Here is an 18,837-nt window from a genome sequence, read left to right as displayed (position 1 = left end):
ATGTTCGGCTGTATGAATAAGCTTTCGATGTTGGGAGCAGCGTTCGCGCTGCTCGCAGGAAACAGCGCGCTGGCGGCCATGGGACCGTTCGAGGTCTACGAACAGGCATTGCGCAACGACCCGGTGTTCCTCGGCGCGATCAAGGAGCGCGACGCTGGCCTGGAAAACCGCGCCATCGGCCGCGCCGGACTGTTGCCAAGACTGGGTTACAACTACAACCGCGGTCACAACACCTCGAAGGCTACGCAACTGACCAATCGCGGCAACGTGACCGAAAACCGCAACTACAACAGTTACGGTTCGACCCTGACCTTGCAGCAACCGCTGCTCGACTACGAAGCCTACGCCGCCTATCGCAAGGGCGTGGCGCAGTCGTTGTTCGCCGACGAGGCGTTTCGCGGCAAGAGCCAGGAATTGTTGGTGCGGGTGCTGGACAACTACACCAAGGCCTTGTTCGCCCAGGATCAGATCGACATCGCCCAGGCCAAGAAAAAGGCCTACGAGCAGCAGTTCCAGCAGAACGAGCATATGTTCAAGCAGGGCGAGGGCACGCGGACCGACATCCTCGAGGCCGAGTCGCGCTATGAACTGGCGACCGCCGAGGAGATCGAGGCGCGCAACGAGCAGGACGCCGCGCTGCGTGAACTGGGAGCGCTGGTTGGCGTGCCGACGGTGGACATCAGTGAGCTGGCGCCGCTGGATCAGAACTTCCAGACCTTCGCGCTGATGCCGGCCAGCTACGACACCTGGCACGAGCTGGCGATCAGCAACAACCCGAACCTGGCTTCGCAGCGTCAGGCAGTGGAAGTGGCGCGTTACGAAGTGGAGCGCAACCGCGCCGGGCACCTGCCGAAAGTCAGCGCCTATGCCTCACTGCGCCAGACTGAATCGGACAGCGGCAACACCTATAACCAGCGCTACGACACCAACACCATCGGTTTTGAAGTCAATGTTCCGCTGTATGCCGGTGGCGGGGTTTCGGCCTCGACGCGTCAGGCCAGCCGCACCATGGAACAGGCCGAATACGAACTCGACGGCAAGACCCGCGAAACCCTGATCGAGCTGCGTCGCCAGTTCAGCGCCTGCCTGTCGGGCGTCAACAAACTGCGCGCGTACCAGAAGGCCCTGGCCTCGGCTGAAGCGCTGGTGGTGTCGACGAAGCAAAGCATCCTCGGTGGCGAGCGTACCAACCTGGATGCGCTGAACGCCGAACAACAACTGTTTACCACCCGCCGCGATCTGGCCCAGGCGCGCTACGACTACCTGATGGCCTGGACCAAGCTGCATTACTACGCCGGGACGCTCAACGAACAGGACCTGGCGCGGGTGGATGAGGCCTTCGGACAAGGCCCGAAAAGCAACCCGCGTTAATGCTTGGCACCGAACTTGTGGCGAGGGAGCTTGCTCCCGCTTGAGTGCGCAGCGCTCACCAGATTTTGGGCCGCTGCGCAGCCAGCGGGAGCAAGCTACCTCGCCACAAATGGGGATTCGCTCGATATTTCAAGAAATGCTCGCCCGGTGAAACGGGTAATAAAAAACATAAGAAAAGTGAGTGGTGAACATGGACGTACGCATCAAGCCGGCAGCGGTCGGCACTCTGTTGCTCGCAGTATCCATCGCGCAAGCTAATGCGCAATACCTCGAATCCGGCCAGCCCGGCGATCCGGCCAGTTGGCGCAGCGCCGAATTTCAGCGCGACTGGGGCCTTGCGCGGATGCAGGCAGATCAAGCCTACGCCGCCGGGATCACCGGCAAAGGCGTGAAGATCGGCGCGCTCGATTCCGGCTTCGATGCCGCCCATCCCGAGTTCGCCACTGACCGCTATCACCCGGTGCTGGCGTCTGGCAGTTACGTCGACGGATCGCTGTTCAGCGTCAACGGCACCCTCAACCCCAACAACGATTCCCACGGCACTCACGTGGTCGGCACCATGGGCGCGAGCCGTGACGGCAACGGCATGCACGGCGTGGCGTACAACGCGCAGATCTACGTCGGCAACACCAATAACAACGACAGCTTCCTGTTCGGCCCCAAGCCCGATCCGCGTTATTTCAAAGCGGCGTACGACGCCCTGGCCGCTGCCGGCGTGCGCGCGATCAACAACAGCTGGGGCAGCCAGCCGCCGGATGTCAGCTATCGCACCCTGGCCGATCTGCACGCCGCGTACGCCCAGCACTGGAACCAGGGCACTTGGCTGGATGCCGCAGCGGACGTCTCGCGCCGTGGCGTGATCAACGTGTTCAGCGCCGGCAACAGCGGCTACCCGAACGCCAGCGTACGCTCGGCGCTGCCGTACTTTCAGCCGGACCTCGAAGGCCACTGGCTGGCGGTGTCCGGGCTGGATCAAAGCAATCAGCAGAAGTACAACCAGTGCGGCATCGCCAAATACTGGTGCATCACCACGCCCGGGGCAAAGATCGACAGCACCATTCCGGGCGGCGATTACGCGATCAAGTCCGGCACCTCGATGGCCGCGCCGCATGCCACCGGCGCGCTGGCGCTGGTAATGGAACGCTATCCGTACATGAACAATCAGCAGGCGCTTGAAGTGCTGCTGACCACCGCCACGCAACTCGACGGTTCGGTCACCGATGCTCCGAACGAACGAGTCGGCTGGGGCGTGGCCAACCTGAACCGGGCGCTGCACGGGCCGGGGCAATTGCTGGGGGCGTTCGATGCCAATCTGGGCGCCGGGCAAAGCGATGTCTGGAGCAATGACATCTCCGACAAGGCGCTGCTCCAGCGGCAGGGCGAAGACCTCGCCGAACACAACGCCTGGCAGCAAACCCTGCGGGACAAGGGCTGGCAGAACGGCGTTCCGGCCGGCGCCAGTCAGCAGGACCAGACCGACTACGCGGTGGGCATGGCCCGTGATGCCGCAGCGGCGACCCGGGTCTATCAGGGCAGCCTGATCAAGTCCGGAGCAGGGCGCTTGCTGCTGACTGGCGACAACACTTTCCGTGGCCCGACCACGGTCAATGGCGGCCTGCTCAGCGTCAACGGTTCGCTGGCCTCGGCAGTGACGGTCAACGACAGCGGCACCCTGGGCGGTTCCGGGCGGATCGCTTCGCTGATCGCCAACAGTGGCGGCCGCGTGGCTCCGGGCAACTCGATCGGCACCTTGAATGTGGCCGGCGACGTGACCTTCGCACCGGGCTCGACCTACGCGGTCGAGCTGTCGCCGATCAGCAGTGACCGCATCGTTGCCGGCGGCACCGCGCGCATCAGTGGCGCCACCGTCAGCCTGTCGCTGGAAAACAGCCCGACCTTGCTCAGCACCACCGAAACCCGCAGCCTGCTCGGTCACTCGTACGACATTCTGCAAGCGGCCGGTGGTATTCAGGGCCGGTTCGGCGCGGTGCTGCCGGACTACCTGTTCATCGGCGGCAACCTCGGCTATACGGCCAACGCCATTGAGCTCGACATCCAGCGCAACGCAACCGCGTTCGCCAGCGTCGGACAAACGCCGAACCAGCGCGCGGTCGCGGCGGCTGTCGAGGGCTTGGGCGCCGGTAATTCGGTGTACGAAAGCCTGCTGCTCTCACCCTCGGCGGCGTCGGCGCAACAGGCGTTCCAGCAACTGAGCGGGGAGATATACCCGGCGCTCGGCTCGATGCTGATCAATGACAGCCGCCAGTTGCGCGACGCGGTGGGTGAGCGTCTGCACGATGCCAGCGCCACACAAAGCAATGGCTGGATCAAGGCGCTCGGCGCCTGGGGTTCGACCGACTCCGGTTCTGACACGTCGCGCTACAGCACCTCGATCGGCGGTTTGCTGGCTGGTGTTGATGGTGCGCTGGACGAGCAGACGCGCATCGGTCTGGTCACCGGTTACAGCGACAGCTCGCTGAACATGGGCTCGGACACGCATTCGTCGGCCAAGGTCGACAGCTACCACCTCGGCGCCTATGCCGGTCACGACATCGGCGCCTGGCGCCTGAGCACCGGCGCGGCCTACAGCTGGCACCGCGCCGACGTCAAACGCGACCTGCAATACGGCGACGTCAGCGCCAAACAGAAAGCCAAGGTCGACGCGGCCACCACGCAGGTCTTCGGTGAAGCGGCTTACCGGCTGAACCTGCAACCGCTGGCCCTGGAGCCGTTCGCCAACCTCGCTTACGTGCATCTGGATACTGAAGGCTTCACCGAAAAGGGCGACGCGGCGGCGCTGAAAAGCACCGGCGACCAGCGTGATGCGGTGCTCAGCACCCTCGGTGTGCGGGCGGTCAAGCGCTTCAACCTGTCGAATCAGCAGGCGCTGGACCTGAGTGGGCATCTCGGCTGGCAGCACAGCCTCAGCGATATCGACGCCGAACAACACCTGCGTTTTGCCAGCGGCAGCACAGCGTACTCGGTCGAGAGTTCGGCGCTGGTGCGCGACGCCGCGCTGGTCGGCGTGCAAGCCAGCCTGGCGTTGAGCAAGGACGTGCGGGTCAACCTTGATTACAACGGGCAACTGGCCAACCGCGAGAAGAGCCATGGCGTGGGGCTTAGCCTGAACTGGCAGTTCTGACGGAGGGTGTACGCGCCCCCCGTAGGAGCTGCCGCAGGCTGCGATCTTTTAAAAGCCAGATCAAAAGATCGCAGCCTGCGGCAGCTCCTACAGATTCAAAGAACACGCCACAAAAAGCAGCATTCATGAATTTGAAGTAAACGGATTTTTCGCAACAACACTAAGGAAGGTCGCTGGATGAATAAGAATAATACCCCCGCGCAATCGGGGGCTCGCTTCGCCATGAAAACCCTTAATGGCGCCGTACTCTGCGCGTTGGCCAGCTGGGGCACCGCGCACGCGGCGCCTTACGTGGAAAACGGTCGCGCGGGCGATCCCGCCAGCTGGCGCAGCGCCGAGTTCCAGGCGGAATGGGGCCTGGGCGCAATCGGTGCCGACCACGCTTACGCTGCCGGTTACACCGGTAAAGGCGTCAAACTGGGGATCTTCGACCAGCCGGTGTACGCCGCGCACCCGGAGTTCTCCGGCAGCAATAAAGTCGTGACCCTGGTCACCAGCGGGATCCGCGAGTACACAGACCCGTACATCCCGGTCAAAGCCGGCGATGCGTTCCGCTATGACGGTTCGCCCTCGGTCGGTTCCGACGGCAAGCTCGGTGCCCACGGCACCCACGTCGGCGGTATCGCCGCCGGCAGCCGTGACGGCGGGCCGATGCATGGCGTGGCATTCGGGGCGCAGATCATCAGTGCCGACAACGGCGACCCGGGCCCGGAGGACGGCATCGTCCGTGGCAACGACGGCGCGGTGTACAAGGCCGGTTGGGATGCGCTGATCGCCAGTGGTGCGCGGATCATCAACAACAGCTGGGGCATCGGTATCACCGACCGTTTCGACCTCGGTGGCCGCAACCCGGCGTATCCGCACTTCACCGTCAATGACGCGCAATTGCAGTTCAACGAGATTCGCACGCTGCTCGGCACCAAGCCCGGCGGTGCCTACGACGGGGCGATTGCCGCCGCCCGCAGTGGCATCGTGACGATTTTCGCCGCCGGTAACGATTACAACCTGAACAACCCGGACGCCATCGCCGGCCTCGGTTATTTCGTGCCGGACATCGCGCCGAACTGGATCACCGTCGCCGCGTTGCAGAAGAACCCGGACCTGGCCAGCGCCAACCCGTACATCATGAGTACGTTCTCCTCGCGCTGCGGTTATACCGCGAGTTTCTGCGTCTCGGCGCCGGGCACGCAGATCTACAGCTCGATCATCAGCGGCACCAACGCCGACAACCTGACCACCGGCTACAAAAACTACAACGGCACCTCGATGGCCGCGCCGCACGTGGCCGGCTCCATGGCGGTGCTAATGGAGCGCTTCCCGTACATGAGCGGCGATCAGGTCGCCACGGTGTTGCGGACGACCGCCACCGACCTCGGCGCACCGGGGATCGACGCGTTGTACGGCTGGGGCATGATCAACCTGCGCAAGGGGATCGACGGCCCGGCGATGTTCGTGACCGAGAAGGACATCCCCGAAGAATTCCGTATCCAGGGCGCCTACGGTTCGGGGCAGTTTGTCGCCGATCTGCCGGGCATCGGCGCGATCATCGATAAGGGCAAACCGACCGAGCGCGTGTGCAACGACATCACCTGCGGCCTCGACACCTGGCGCAACGACATTTCCGGCCACGGCGGCCTGACCAAGCAGGGCATCGGCACTCTGGTCATGACCGGCAACAACACCTACAGCGGCCCGACCCTGGTCAATCAGGGGCGTCTGGCGATCAACGGCTCGCTGGCGTCGGCGGTCACGGTCAACGACAGCGGCATCCTCGGCGGTAACGGCCGTATCGGCGCCCTGACCGCGAAAAGCGGCGGTACCGTGGCGCCGGGCAACTCCATCGGCACGCTGAACGTGGCCGGGGACGTGACCTTCGAGCGCGGTTCGACCTATGCGGTGGAAGTGTCGCCGACCAGCAGCGACAAGATCGTTGCCGGTGGCCAGGCGCTGATTGATGGCGCCACGGTCAGCCTGTCGCTGGAAAACAGCCCGACGTTGCTCACCACCACGGAGGTTAAAAGCCTGCTTGGCACTCAGTTCAACATCCTGCAAGCGGCCGGGGGCATTCAAGGCCAGTTCGGCCAAGTGCTGCCGAACTACGCGTTCCTCGGCGGCACGCTGGCGTACTCGGCGAACGGCGTGCAACTGGACGTGGGGCGCAATGGTGCGTCGTTCGCCAGTGTTGGCCTGACGCCGAACCAGCGTGCAGTCGGTGCGGCTGCCGAGCGTCTGGGCGCGGGCAATGCACTGTTCGAAACCCTGCTGCTGTCGCCGAACGCGGCTTCTGCGCAACAGGCGTTCCAGCAGCTGTCCGGGGAAATCCATCCGGCCATCGGTACCCTGCTGATCAACGACAGCCGTTATCTGCGTGAAGCGGTGGGCGAGCGTCTGCGCGAGCGCGATCTGTTCAATGCCGACGCACCGACCGACGATCGCAGCAACGCCTGGGTCAAGGTCCTCGGTTCGTGGGGTAAGACCGATGGCGGGCATGACAATGCCGATTCCAACAGCTCCATCGGCGGCCTGCTGGCCGGGGTCGACGGCTTGATTGCTGAAGATACCCGTCTGGGTTTCGTTACTGGCTATAGCGACAGTTCGTTGAACATGGGCGGCGGCACGCATTCGTCGGCCTCGGTCGACAGCTACCACCTGGGTGCGTATCTGGGGCATCAGGTCGATGCACTGCGCCTGAGCGCTGGCGCGGCTTACACCTGGCATCGCGTGGATGTGAAACGCGACCTGCAGTTCGCGGGTGTCAGTGGTAAAGAGAAAACCAAGCACGATGCCGCAACGACTCAAGTGTTCACCGAAGCCGCATACGATCTGCGGCTGCAACCGATGAATCTGGAGCCGTTCGCCAATCTGTCGTACGTGCACCTGAACACCGATAGCTTCACCGAGAAGGGTGACGCCGCGGCGCTCAAGGGCGGTGAAGACAACCGCGATGTGGTGCTGTCGACCCTTGGCGTGCGCGCCAAGCGCACCTTCGCGTTGTCGGAGCAACATCAGCTGGAACTGGGCGCGACCCTGGGCTGGCAGCACAATCTGAGCAGCGTCGATGCTGACAGCCACCTGGCGTTCGCCAATGGCAACAGCGCCTTCACTGTGCAGAGTGTGTCGATGGATCGTGATGCGGCAGTGGTCGGCGTGCGTGCCGGGCTGGCGCTCAATCGCGATGTCCGGGTCAACCTGGACTACAACGGGCTGATCGGTAACAACGAGAAGGACCACGGTGTGGGTCTGACCCTCGACTGGCAGTTCTAACGGGCTACCGGCGGTTCCTTGGGGAGCCGCCGGTTTTGCAGGAAGAGAGAGCACAACATGGGATTGTTCGATTATAAAAATGCCGATGGCAAAGCCTTGTACAGCGATGCCATCGCACTGACGCTGTACGCCTACACCCCGACCGGTCAGCCGTTGCCGGCCACCGCCTGGAAGCCGGTCACCGCGAATGCGCTCGGCTATCAGGGCAAGGTCGGGGCACAAGGCACGTTCTTCGGCGAGAAGGACGGCTTCACCAGCGCCGAGGCTGAAGTGCTCGGCAAATACGACGCGGCCGGCAAATTGGTCGGCATCGGCGTGGCCTTTCGTGGCACCGGCGGGCTGGGTTACAGCGACACCTTCGGCGACATGAAAAACAATCTGCTGGCCGCCATCGGGCCGTCGGATTACGCGAGCAACTACGCGAAGAACGCCTTCGACAACCTGCTCAAGGCTGTTGCCGCGTTCGCCATTGCTCATGGCATCGCGGCCAAGGACGTGCTGTTCAGCGGCCACAGCCTTGGCGGTCTCGGGGTCAACAGCGTGGCCGAGTTGAGTGGCAGCAATTGGGGCGGGTTCTTCAAGGACGCCAACTACATCGCGTTTGCCTCGCCCACCCAGAGCAGCACTGGCAACAACGTGCTGAACATCGGTTACGAAAACGATCCGGTGTTTCGTGCACTGGACGGCACCACCTTCAGTAGCGGCTCGCTGGGCAAGCACGACGGGCCGCATGAGTCGACCACCGACAACATCGTCAACTTCACCGACAACTATGCGTCCACGGCGCAGAACCTGGTGCCGTTCAGCATCGTCAATCCGCTGAACTGGTCAGCGCATAGCTCGCTTGGCTACGCCGATGGCTTGAACCGGGTGATCAATTCGACGTTCTACAACCTGACGCACAAAGACTCGACGATCATCGTCTCCAATCTTGAAGAGTCTTCCCGGGGCAAGACCTGGGTCGAGGACCTGGGGCGCAGCGGCGAGCCACACACCGGCAGCACCTTCATCATCGGAACCCAGAGCAGCGACTGGCTCAAGGGCGGGGCGGGCAACGACTTCCTCGAAGGGCTGGGCGGCGATGACCGTTTCCGCGATGACGGTGGCTTCAACATCCTCCTTGGCGGTCAGGGTCACAACACCTTCGAGCTGCAGAAGCCGCTGCAGAACTTCAGCTTCGCCAACGACGGTGACGGCACGCTGTACGTGCGCGATGCCTACGGCGGCATCAGCATGACCCGCGACATCGGCGCGCTGGTGAGCAAGGAGTCGGGTTCGTGGTGGGGCAGCAAGGAGATCACCTGGGGCGTTACGGCCAAGGGGCTGACCAATGGCAACGAACTGACCCAGTACACCCATTCGCTCAACGGCGATGCGTACGGCAATGCGCTGCACGCCACCGCTGACGGTGACTGGCTGTTCGGTCTGGGCGGCGATGACAGGCTGATCAGCGACAAGGGCCATGTGACCTTCGTCGGTGGCGCCGGCAACGACGTGATGACGGCGGTGGGTGGCAACAACACCTTCCTGTTCAGCGGCGCGTTCGGTTTCGACGCGATCAATGGCTACCAGGGCAGCGACAAACTGGTGTTCATGGGCGTCGAAGGTGCGGGGCAGGGCTACGACTACAAGCAGCATACGGCGCAGGCCGGTAACGATACCGTGCTGAAGATTGGCGATTTTGCCGTGACCCTGATCGGGGTGGGAGTGGCTAACCTGTCGGACTCGTCTTTCGTGTTCGCCTGAACAACGATTCCCCCTGCAGGAGCTGCCGCAGGCTGCGATCTGTTGATTGTGTTTTCAAGATCAAAAGATCGCAGCCTCGTTTCACTCGACAGCTCCTACAAGGATTTATGGATGTAGGAGCTGCCGCAGGCTGCGATCTGTTGATTTTGTTTTTTAAAATCTAAAGATCGAAGCCTTTTATGCAAGTAGTACTGAAATGCTCCGGGGCGTCCCCGTGGGGCGCCCTGGCTGTGAGCTATCTCTGACAATTCCAACAAAAGAGAGGCAATAGCAATGGGTGTGTATGACTACAAGAACTTCGGCACAGCCGATTCCAAGGCATTGTTCAGCGATGCCATGGCGATCACGCTGTATTCCTATCACAACCTCGATAACGGCTTTGCCAGCGGTTATCAGCACAATGGCTTCGGCCTCGGCCTGCCGGCCACGCTGGTGACAGCGCTGCTCGGCGGCACGGATTCGCAAGGGGTGATCCCCGGTATTCCGTGGAACCCCGACTCGGAAAAACTCGCCCTCGACGCCGTGAAAAAGGCTGGCTGGACGCCGATCACCGCCTCGCAACTGGGCTACGACGGCAAGACCGACGCCCGGGGAACCTTCTTCGGCGAGAAGGCCGGTTACACCACCGCCCAAGTGGAAATCCTCGGCAAATACGACGCCCAGGGCCATCTCACGGAAATCGGCATTGCCTTTCGCGGCACCAGCGGCCCGCGGGAAAATCTGATCCTCGATTCGATTGGCGATGTGATCAACGACTTGCTGGCGGCCTTCGGCCCCAAGGATTACGCCAAGAACTACGTCGGTGAAGCGTTCGGCAATCTGCTCAACGATGTGGTGGCGTTCGCCAAGGCCAACGGCCTCAGCGGCAAGGATGTCCTCGTCAGCGGCCACAGCCTCGGCGGGCTGGCGGTCAACAGCATGGCCGACCTCAGCGGCGGCAAGTGGGGCGGGTTCTTCGCCGATTCCAACTACATCGCCTACGCCTCGCCCACCCAGAGCAGCACCGACAAGGTGCTCAACGTCGGTTACGAAAACGATCCGGTGTTCCGCGCCCTCGACGGCTCGACCTTTACCGGCGCCTCGATCGGCGTGCACGACGCGCCCAAGGAATCGGCCACCGATAACATCGTCAGCTTCAACGATCACTACGCCTCGACTGCGTGGAATCTGCTGCCGTTCTCCATCCTCAACATCCCCACCTGGATCTCGCACCTGCCGACCGCGTACGGCGACGGTATGAACCGCATCATCGAGTCGAAGTTCTACGACCTCACCAGCAAAGACTCGACGATCATCGTCGCCAACCTGTCGGACCCGGCGCGGGCCAATACCTGGGTGCAGGACCTCAACCGCAACGCCGAAACCCATAAGGGCAGCACGTTCATCATTGGCAGCGACAGCAATGACCTGATCCAGGGCGGCAGCGGCAACGACTACCTCGAGGGGCGCGCCGGCAACGACACCTTCCGTGACGGTGGCGGCTACAACGTCATCCTCGGCGGCGCCGGCAACAACACCCTCGACTTGCAGCAATCGGTGAGCAAGTTCGACTTCGCCAACGACGGCGCCGGCAATCTGTACATCCGCGACGCCAACGGCGGGATCAGCATTACCCGTGACATCGGCAGCATCGTCACCAAGGAACCGGGCTTTCTCTGGGGCCTGTTCAAGGACGACGTGACCCACAGCGTGACGGCCGGCGGCCTGAAGGTCGGCAATAACGTCACGCAGTACGAGTCCAGCGTCAAAGGCAGCAATGGCGCCGACACGCTCAAGGCGCATGCCGGCGGTGACTGGCTGTTCGGCCTGGACGGCAATGACCACTTGATCGGCGGCGCCGGTAACGACGTGTTTGTCGGTGGCGCCGGCAATGACCTGATGGAGTCGGGGGGCGGGGCGGATACGTTCCTGTTCAACGGCGCGTTCGGTCAGGACCGGGTGGTCGGTTTTACGGCAAACGACAAACTGGTGTTCCTCGGTGTGCAGGGGGTGTTGCCCAATGACGACTTCCGCGCGCATGCCTCGATGGTGGGGCAGGACACGGTGCTGAAGTTTGGCGGTGACTCGGTGACGCTGGTCGGGGTGGCGCTCAATAGCCTCAGTGCCGATGGAATCGTGATCGCCTGATGCCTCCGTAACCTGTGGCGAGGGAGCTTGCTCCCGCTGGGGCGCGAAGCGGCCCTGAAGACTTTGTGAGCGCTACGCGCTGAAGCGGGAGCAAGCTCCCTCGCCACAATCGGGTGTTAGAAGTGACTCGACAGCCACGCCCTGACTCAAAAGCTCTGTAAACAGCAAAAGCGGCCTAAAGCCAGCACGTGCACACACGTTCTACAGCTAGTCGCCATTGAGTACAGGAGATGCACACGTGAGAAGGGTCAAGGGGTATGTCGGGATTGTCGGACTGGCGCTGTTAGCGGCCAATGCCTGGGCCGATCTGCCGCCAACCTCGATTCTGAGCCGCTACGGGATCAGTACCGATCAACTGCCGAAACCGGCGAAGACCGAAGCCACTGAGCCGGTCGAAGAGAAAAGCCTGTTTCAGATCCAGCCGGAACAGCCATTCGTGACCTTCCGCCTGGGCGACGGCAAACAACAGCAGGCCACTGGCAACCTGAGTATCGACCGTATGACCCAACTGGATCTGGAGCGCTGCCGACGCCTGCAAGCCGAACTGGCGCGCCGCGGCGAACAGTATTTCAGCTGCGATCACAGCATTATGGGTCTGCCTGCTTTCGAGTAACACCCAGCACTTTGACTGACCTCTGTAGGAGCTGCCGCAGGCTGCGATCTTTTGATCTTGTTTTATAAAATCAAAGTCAAAAGATCGTCCGATCGCGGCCCGAGCCTTCGGCAGCTCCTACATCTGTACCGAGGGGTCAGTCTTCCTTGCGAACAGTCGCGACCTCATCACCGCGGACTCTCACCTTGGTCCCGGAAATATCCTCGAACTCATAGAACCCGTCCTTGTTCTTGGTTTTCGGCATGTCCTTGGTCAAATACTGAGTGCCGTTCTGCAGGGTCACCACGGTTGGCGTCGAGCAACCGCCCAATGCCAGAAAGGCGGCTACCGCCAGGGGAAGACCCAGAGTCTTGATGTTCATACCCACCTCAAATACCTCATTCCATATGAATTGACCGTCTTCGGTCTCTAACGCGGTTGGTGCCATCCAGCCGGGAAAAGTTCGATGGCACCCTGAAAAAATCCTGATTGCCGCTGCCATTGATCTTTTTCCGTTTGCACGCGACCGGGCAGAGCTGTTATCTGTACGCATAACCAGTATTCGCTCGCCATGGCCCAGAATTCCCGTGACTGCAAACCCCCTCGACGACCCGTTCTATTACCTCAACAACTTCCGGCAAGTGCTTGATTGGCTTGAGCTTCGCTATGCCGACGTGATGAGTGAAGCCGAGCACGGGTTTATCCGCGACTTCAAGGCGCTGCCGCGTGCATCGCAGGGGCTGCTGGTGCGCATGGTCATGCGCAAGGGTGTGCATTTTCGTCTCGGCAAACTCAACTACAGCGAAATCGGTGACATCAGCGACGCCGCGCACCCTTTACTGAGTCACGGCTGGCTCGACGATCAGGCCCGGTTGACGCTGACCGAGGTGTTCGACGTGTTGCTCAAGGCAGAACTGCTGCAGGCGTTCGGCAGCGTGATCGAGCAACCCAAGGGCCGCAAGGACGAATGGCTGCAGGCGCTGGCCGAGCAGTTCACTGAATCACGCAGCCTGTGCGAGTGGGCGCCGACGCTCGATGAACGCTTGTTCAGCCTGACCATCATGGACCTGTGCGACCGCCTGCGGCTGATGTTCTTCGGCAACCTGTACCAGGACTGGTCGGAGTTCGTCCTAGCCGATCTTGGCATCTTTACCTACGAAAAAGTCGAGTTCTGCGCCGACTCCCGCGGCCTGCGCAGCCGTGAAGACGTCGACGCCTGCCTGTTCCTGCATCACTGCCAGTTGCGCTTCGAGGCCGGTGAACCGCTGGAAACCATTGTCGAGCAGGTCAGCGCGCTGCAGTTTGCCAACCCGTGGCTGCAACGCCGACGCGGCAAAGTGCTGTTCCAGATCGGCCAGTATTGCGAGCGCATCAGCGAGTTTGCCCTGGCCCTGAGCATTTACCGCGAATGCGCGTACCCCGGCGCCCGTCAGCGAATGATTCGCGTGCTGGAGCGCTGCGGCGAATACGCCCTGGCGCTGGAACTCGCGACCCACGCCGAACAGGCGCCGGAAAGCGCCGCCGAACGGCAGAGCCTGCAACGGATGCTGCCGCGACTGCGGCGCAAGCTCGGCGGGCCGCCGCTCAAACGGGCAGCGCCGCGCCCGGTCGAGCGCCTCGACCTGCAATTGCCACGCACCGACCCGGAATTGTCAGTGGAGTTCTACGTGCAGGCGCATCTGCACGAAGACAGCGGCCCGGTGCACTACGTGGAAAACAGCCTGATCAACTCGCTGTTTGGCCTGCTGTGCTGGCCGGCGATCTTCGCGCCGCTGCCGGGGGCGTTCTTTCATCCGTTTCAACGCGGGCCGGTGGATCTGCTCAACGAAGACTTTCAGCAACGCCGCGCGGAGTTGTTCCAGGCCTGTCTCGATCAACTCGACGACGGCCGTTATGCGGCGACCATTCGCGAGCGCTTCGTGGCCAAATGGGGCGTGCAGTCGCCGTTCGTGTTCTGGGGTGCGTTGAATGAACAACTGCTCGAGCAGGCGCTGGCGTGCTTGCCGGCCGAACACCTCAAGCACTGGTTCAACCGCCTGCTGCTCGACATCAAGGCCAACCGCGCCGGCATGCCGGACCTGATCCAGTTCTGGCCGCAGCACAAGACCTACCGCATGATCGAAGTCAAAGGCCCCGGGGACCGCTTGCAGGACAACCAACTGCGCTGGCTGGAGTTCTGCCACGAACACCAGATGCCGGTCGCCGTGTGTTACGTGCAATGGGCGGAGCAGAGCGCTTGAGCTACAGCATTGCGGTGCGTGCATTGTGTGAGTTCACGGCCAAGACCGGCGACCTCGACCTGCGGTTTACCCCGTCGCCGACAGCGCTCGAAGGCATGCTCGGGCACCGCACGGTGGCCTCGCGGCGCAGCGACCAGTACCAGAGCGAAGTGGCGCTGGAAGGCGAGTTTCTGCAACTGAAGGTCAAGGGCAGGGCGGACGGCTATGACCCGGCGCAAAACTGCCTGGAAGAAGTCAAAACCTATCGCGGCGACCTGAGCAAACAACCGGCCAACCATCGTCAGTTGCATTGGGCGCAGGCGAAAATCTACGGCTGGCTGATGTGCCGCAAGCTTGCGCTGGAGCAGATCAATCTGGCGCTGGTGTATTTCGACATCGTCAGCGAGAAGGAAACCTGCCTGGTCGAGGCCTTCAGCGCCTGCGACTTGCAGGTTTTTTTCGAGGCACAGTGCCGGTTGTTTCTCGACTGGGCCGAGCAGGAGATGGCCCATCGCGAGGCCCGTAATCGGGCGGCGCAGGCGTTGACCTTTCCCCACACGGACTTTCGTCCCGGCCAGCGGCATCTGGCCGAGTCGGTGTTCAAGGCGGTCAGCACCGGCCGCTGCCTGATGGCCCAGGCGCCCACCGGGATCGGCAAGACCCTCGGCACGCTGTTCCCGATGCTCAAGGCGCTGGCGCCGCAGCAACTGGACAAGGTGTTCTTCCTGACCGCCAAGACCCCGGGGCGCAAACTCGCGCTGGATGCCAGTCAGGTGTTGTTCGATCAATGTGAAACCTTGCCCTTGCGGGTGCTGGAGATGGTCGCCCGGGACAAGGCCTGCGAACACCTGGACAAAGCCTGTCATGGCGACTCGTGCCCGTTTGCCCAAGGCTTTTATGATCGCCTGCCCGCCGCCCGCGAAGCGGCCAGCCGCATCAGTCTGCTCGATCAGGCGGCGATGCGCGATGTGGCCCGCCAGCACACGGTGTGCCCGTATTACCTGAGCCAGGAAATGGCGCGCTGGGCCGACGTGGTGGTGGCGGACTACAACTATTACTTCGATTTCAGCGCACTGCTGTTTGGTCTCTCCCAGCTCAATCAGTGGAAAGTCGCGGTCTTGGCCGATGAAGCGCACAACCTGGTCGAGCGCGGGCGCTCGATGTACAGCGCCAGTCTTGATCAGGCCGCCCTCGCCAGTGTGCGCAAGTCGGCGCCTGAAGCGCTGAAGAAGTCGCTGCAACGGGTCAACCGTGAGTGGAACGCGCTGCACCAGCCGCAACTGGCCCCGTATCAAGCCTACGACAAGGCTCCGGAAAAACTGCTGCAAGCGGTGTCCCTGTGCAGCGCGGCGATTGGCGATTACCTCAACGACCATCCGCAGGGACTCGACAGCGCCCTGCAGACGTTCTATTTCGACATGCTGCAGTTCGGCCGGGTCGCGGAGCTGTTCGACGAGCATTACCTGTTCGACATCAGCAAGCGCGACCTCGACCGCAAACGGCCGCTGTCGCAACTGTGCCTGCGCAATGTGGTGCCGGCCGCGTTCATTGGCCCACGCCTGAAAGCGGCGCGCAGCAGCGTGCTGTTCTCCGCGACGCTCAGCCCGCGGCACTATTACGCCGATTTGCTCGGCACACCGGCCGACACGGTATGGATCGACGTGGAATCACCGTTCAGTGCCGAACAGTTGCAGGTGCAGATCGTCAGCCGGATTTCCACGCGCTTCAACCACCGTCAGGCGTCGCTGGAGCCGATCGTCGAACTGATCGCCCGCCAGTTCAGTGAACGTCCGGGCAACTACCTGGCCTTCTTCAGCAGCTTCGATTACCTGCAGCAGGTGCTGACGCTGCTCGCCGAACGGCATCCGCACATCAACCTGTGGCAGCAGTCCCGAGGCATGGCCGAAGGGCAGCGGCAAGCGTTCCTCGACCAGTTCACTGCCGAGAACCAGGGGGTTGGCTTCGCGGTGTTGGGCGGTGCATTCGGCGAGGGCATCGACCTGCCCGGTGCACGCCTGATCGGCGCGTTCATCGCCACGCTGGGGCTGGCTCAGCTCAACCCGGTCAACGAGCAGTTGAAGCGGCGCATGGCGGCGATTTTCGGTGCCGGTTACGACTACACCTATCTGTATCCGGGGGTGCAGAAAGTGGTGCAGGCCGCCGGGCGCGTGATCCGCACACGACAGGATCGCGGCGTGGTGATGCTGATCGATGACCGGTTTGCCGAACCGCGCATCCAGCAACTGTTGCCTCGCTGGTGGTCCCTCGGCGCGCCTTCTCAATAAGCACACTGCTCACGCCGTGAATTGAAGCGTGTTTGCACCTTCCCAAGGCGCCGGATTGCCGCATACTTGCACGAGGAAAAAACCAGCGGTGAATTTGATGAGTGACAACCCGAGCAAAACCGCCGCGATCGAGGAGATGCGTTTTCGTCTGCTGATCGATGCGGTGGTCGATTATGCCATTTACATGATCGATCCCGACGGCATCATCACCAGCTGGAACTCTGGCGCCAAACGCTTCAAGGGCTACGAGAAGCAAGAGATTCTCGGCGAGCATTTCTCGCGGTTCTACACCGAGCAGGACCGCGCGGCGGGCTTGCCGCAACGTGCGCTGGACACGGCGATCCGCGAAGGGCGGTTCGAAGGCGAAGGCTGGCGGGTGCGCAAGGACGGCACGCATTTCTGGTCCCACGTGGTAATCGACCCGATCATCGATCCGGACGGTACGCTGCTGGGGTTCGCCAAGATCACCCGCGACCTGACCGACCGCAAGATGGCCGAAGAAACCCTCAAGCAAAGCGAGCAGCAGTTCCGCCTGCTGGTGCAGGGCGTCACGGACTACGCGCTCTACATGCTCAGCCCCGATGGTCGGGTTTCCAACTGGAACCAGGGCGCCCAGCGGATCAAGGGTTACCTGCCGGAAGAAATCATCGGCGAGCATTTTTCAATCTTCTACACCGCTGAAGACCGTGAGCGCGGCGAGCCGCAGCGGGCGCTGGAAATAGCGGCGCGGGAAGGGCGTTTCGAAAACAAAAGCTGGCGGGTGCGCAAGGATGGCAGCCGATTCTTTGCCCATGTGGTGGTGGACGCCATTCGGGGCGAAACCGGGACCTTGCTCGGCTTCGCGAAAATTACCCGTGACGTGACGGAAGTCCATCAGTCGCAGCAGGCCCTGGAGAAAACCCGCGAAGCCCTGTTCCAGGCGCAGAAGCTGCAGGCCATCGGCCAACTCAGCGGCGGCATCGCCCATGACTTCAACAACCTGCTGACCGTGATCCTCGGCAACCTCGAGATCGTGCGCAAGCGGGTCGGCGACGACCCGAAAGTCAGCCGCCTGCTGGAAAACGCCACCCAGGGCGCGCTGCGTGGCGTGTCGCTGACCCAGCGCATGCTGGCCTTTGCCCGGCGTCAGGAACTCAAGACCGAGCCGGTCGATCTCGTCCAACTGGTGCAAGGCATCACCGGGTTGTTGCGCAGTTCGCTGGGGCCGGGGATCAGCATCGAGACCTCCCTGCCCGAAGGGCTGGAGCGGGTGCTGGCCGACACCAACCAATTGGAACTGGCGGTGCTCAACCTGGCCACCAATGCCCGGGACGCCATGCCCGATGGCGGCAGCGTGGCAATCAGCGCACGTGCCGAGGTCGTTCTCGAACAAAACCATTGCGCCCTGACAGCGGGGCGCTATGTCTGCCTGAGCCTGATCGACACCGGTGAAGGCATGGACGAGCGGACGCTGGCGTCAGCCGCGGATCCGTTCTTTACCACCAAAGGCCTGGGCAAGGGCACCGGGCTGGGGTTGTCGATGGTGCACGGATTTATCGAACAGCTCGGTGGCCGCTTTATCCTCAAAAGCCAGAAGGGGCGTGGCACGACAGCGGAACTGTGGTTGCCGGTGGTCGCTGACGGCGTGACGAAGTCGTCGGTCGTGCCTGACGCAGAAACGGTTACGGTGCCGCGGCTCAGCGTGCTGGTGGTGGATGACGATTCGCTGGTATTGACCAGCACCACGTTGCTGCTTGAAGACCTTGGGCATCGGGTGCTCAGCGCCACTTCTGGCGCGAAAGCGCTGGCACTGCTGGATCAGGGCCAGGTCGTCGACCTGATGATCACCGACATGGCCATGCCGCAGATGAGCGGCGCGCAACTGGCTCATGCAGTGCGTCTGCTCAAACCGGACCTGCCGATCATTCTGGCCACTGGCTACGCCGAGCGCCTGGAAGGCTTCGCCGCTCAGTTGCCGCGTCTGCCCAAACCGTTCACTCAACTCAATCTGATGGACATCATCGGCCAATCGATGAAACGACCGAGCGGCAGATCCGGCTGAACTAGTGCGTGACGAGGCGCTTCTAAACACTTTCCCTGCCCCCGGAGCGT

The 18,837-nt window shown here is 62.4% G+C and carries 10 protein-coding genes; 9 read left to right on the top strand and 1 reads right to left on the bottom strand.

The genetic code is table 11. The features are described from left to right. The 6 genes from HBN98_RS20465 (at nt 1) to HBN98_RS20440 (ending at nt 12,263) form a co-directional block, all read left to right on the top strand. The gene (locus tag HBN98_RS20465; protein ID WP_083369072.1) at nt 1-1,371 is read left to right on the top strand and encodes a TolC family outer membrane protein; all 1,371 of its coding nucleotides are present in this window, start codon (nt 1-3) and stop codon (nt 1,369-1,371) included. A 190-nt stretch (nt 1,372-1,561) separates the two neighbouring features. Continuing rightward, a complete protein-coding gene (gene eprS, locus HBN98_RS20460) occupies nt 1,562-4,513 on the top strand; it encodes an autotransporter serine peptidase EprS (protein ID WP_083369073.1) in 2,952 nt (983 codons plus the stop codon). Nucleotides 4,514-4,690: 177 nt separating this feature from the next. After that, nucleotides 4,691-7,777: an autotransporter serine protease gene (locus HBN98_RS20455; protein ID WP_083369074.1), complete on the top strand. Its 3,087-nt coding sequence runs from the start codon at nt 4,691-4,693 to the stop codon at nt 7,775-7,777. 57 nt (nt 7,778-7,834) lie between these two features. Next, nucleotides 7,835-9,523 (top strand): polyurethane esterase, encoded by a 1,689-nt coding sequence (locus HBN98_RS20450; RefSeq protein WP_083369075.1) that lies wholly within the window; start codon nt 7,835-7,837, stop codon nt 9,521-9,523. A gap of 273 nt (nt 9,524-9,796) precedes the next feature. Beyond that, a complete protein-coding gene (locus HBN98_RS20445; RefSeq protein ID WP_083369076.1) occupies nt 9,797-11,650 on the top strand; it encodes a polyurethane esterase in 1,854 nt (617 codons plus the stop codon). A 238-nt stretch (nt 11,651-11,888) separates the two neighbouring features. Next, nucleotides 11,889-12,263: a hypothetical protein gene (locus HBN98_RS20440; RefSeq protein WP_083369077.1), complete on the top strand. Its 375-nt coding sequence runs from the start codon at nt 11,889-11,891 to the stop codon at nt 12,261-12,263. Between the two features lie 136 nt (nt 12,264-12,399). On the opposite strand, the gene HBN98_RS20435 is transcribed toward HBN98_RS20440, so the two are convergent. Then, entirely contained in the window at nt 12,400-12,624 is a 225-nt protein-coding gene (locus HBN98_RS20435) for a YgdI/YgdR family lipoprotein (RefSeq protein WP_064590001.1), read from the bottom strand. Nucleotides 12,625-12,829: 205 nt separating this feature from the next. On the opposite strand from HBN98_RS20435, the gene HBN98_RS20430 reads away from it, so the two are divergent. The 3 genes from HBN98_RS20430 to HBN98_RS20420 all read left to right on the top strand — a co-directional run bounded on the left by HBN98_RS20430 (nt 12,830) and on the right by HBN98_RS20420 (nt 18,787). Beyond that, nucleotides 12,830-14,482 (top strand): VRR-NUC domain-containing protein, encoded by a 1,653-nt coding sequence (locus HBN98_RS20430; RefSeq protein ID WP_083369078.1) that lies wholly within the window; start codon nt 12,830-12,832, stop codon nt 14,480-14,482. Beyond that, a complete protein-coding gene (locus tag HBN98_RS20425) occupies nt 14,479-16,746 on the top strand; it encodes an ATP-dependent DNA helicase (protein WP_151101562.1) in 2,268 nt (755 codons plus the stop codon). Before HBN98_RS20430 ends, HBN98_RS20425 begins: the two co-directional genes overlap by 4 nt. A gap of 97 nt (nt 16,747-16,843) precedes the next feature. Further along, nucleotides 16,844-18,787 (top strand): hybrid sensor histidine kinase/response regulator, encoded by a 1,944-nt coding sequence (locus HBN98_RS20420; protein WP_083369079.1) that lies wholly within the window; start codon nt 16,844-16,846, stop codon nt 18,785-18,787. Nucleotides 18,788-18,837: the final 50 nt, after the last annotated feature.

This window comes from Pseudomonas koreensis (genome assembly GCF_012986595.1).
In the GTDB taxonomy this organism is placed as follows: domain Bacteria; phylum Pseudomonadota; class Gammaproteobacteria; order Pseudomonadales; family Pseudomonadaceae; genus Aquipseudomonas; species Aquipseudomonas koreensis.
Note: the sequence above shows the minus strand (reverse complement) of the source record. Positions and strands in the feature narration are given on the sequence as shown.

Bases quoted from the DNA above. Each gene is read 5' to 3' on its own strand.
- HBN98_RS20435 (WP_064590001.1), bottom strand. From the start codon at position 12,624: ATGAACATCAAGACTCTGGGTCTTCCCCTGGCGGTAGCCGCCTTTCTG.
- HBN98_RS20420 (WP_083369079.1), top strand. From the start codon at position 16,844: ATGAGTGACAACCCGAGCAAAACCGCCGCGATCGAGGAGATGCGTTTT.
- HBN98_RS20465 (WP_083369072.1), top strand. From the start codon at position 1: ATGTTCGGCTGTATGAATAAGCTTTCGATGTTGGGAGCAGCGTTCGCG.
- HBN98_RS20445 (WP_083369076.1), top strand. From the start codon at position 9,797: ATGGGTGTGTATGACTACAAGAACTTCGGCACAGCCGATTCCAAGGCA.
- HBN98_RS20455 (WP_083369074.1), top strand. From the start codon at position 4,691: ATGAATAAGAATAATACCCCCGCGCAATCGGGGGCTCGCTTCGCCATG.
- HBN98_RS20450 (WP_083369075.1), top strand. From the start codon at position 7,835: ATGGGATTGTTCGATTATAAAAATGCCGATGGCAAAGCCTTGTACAGC.
- eprS (WP_083369073.1), top strand. From the start codon at position 1,562: ATGGACGTACGCATCAAGCCGGCAGCGGTCGGCACTCTGTTGCTCGCA.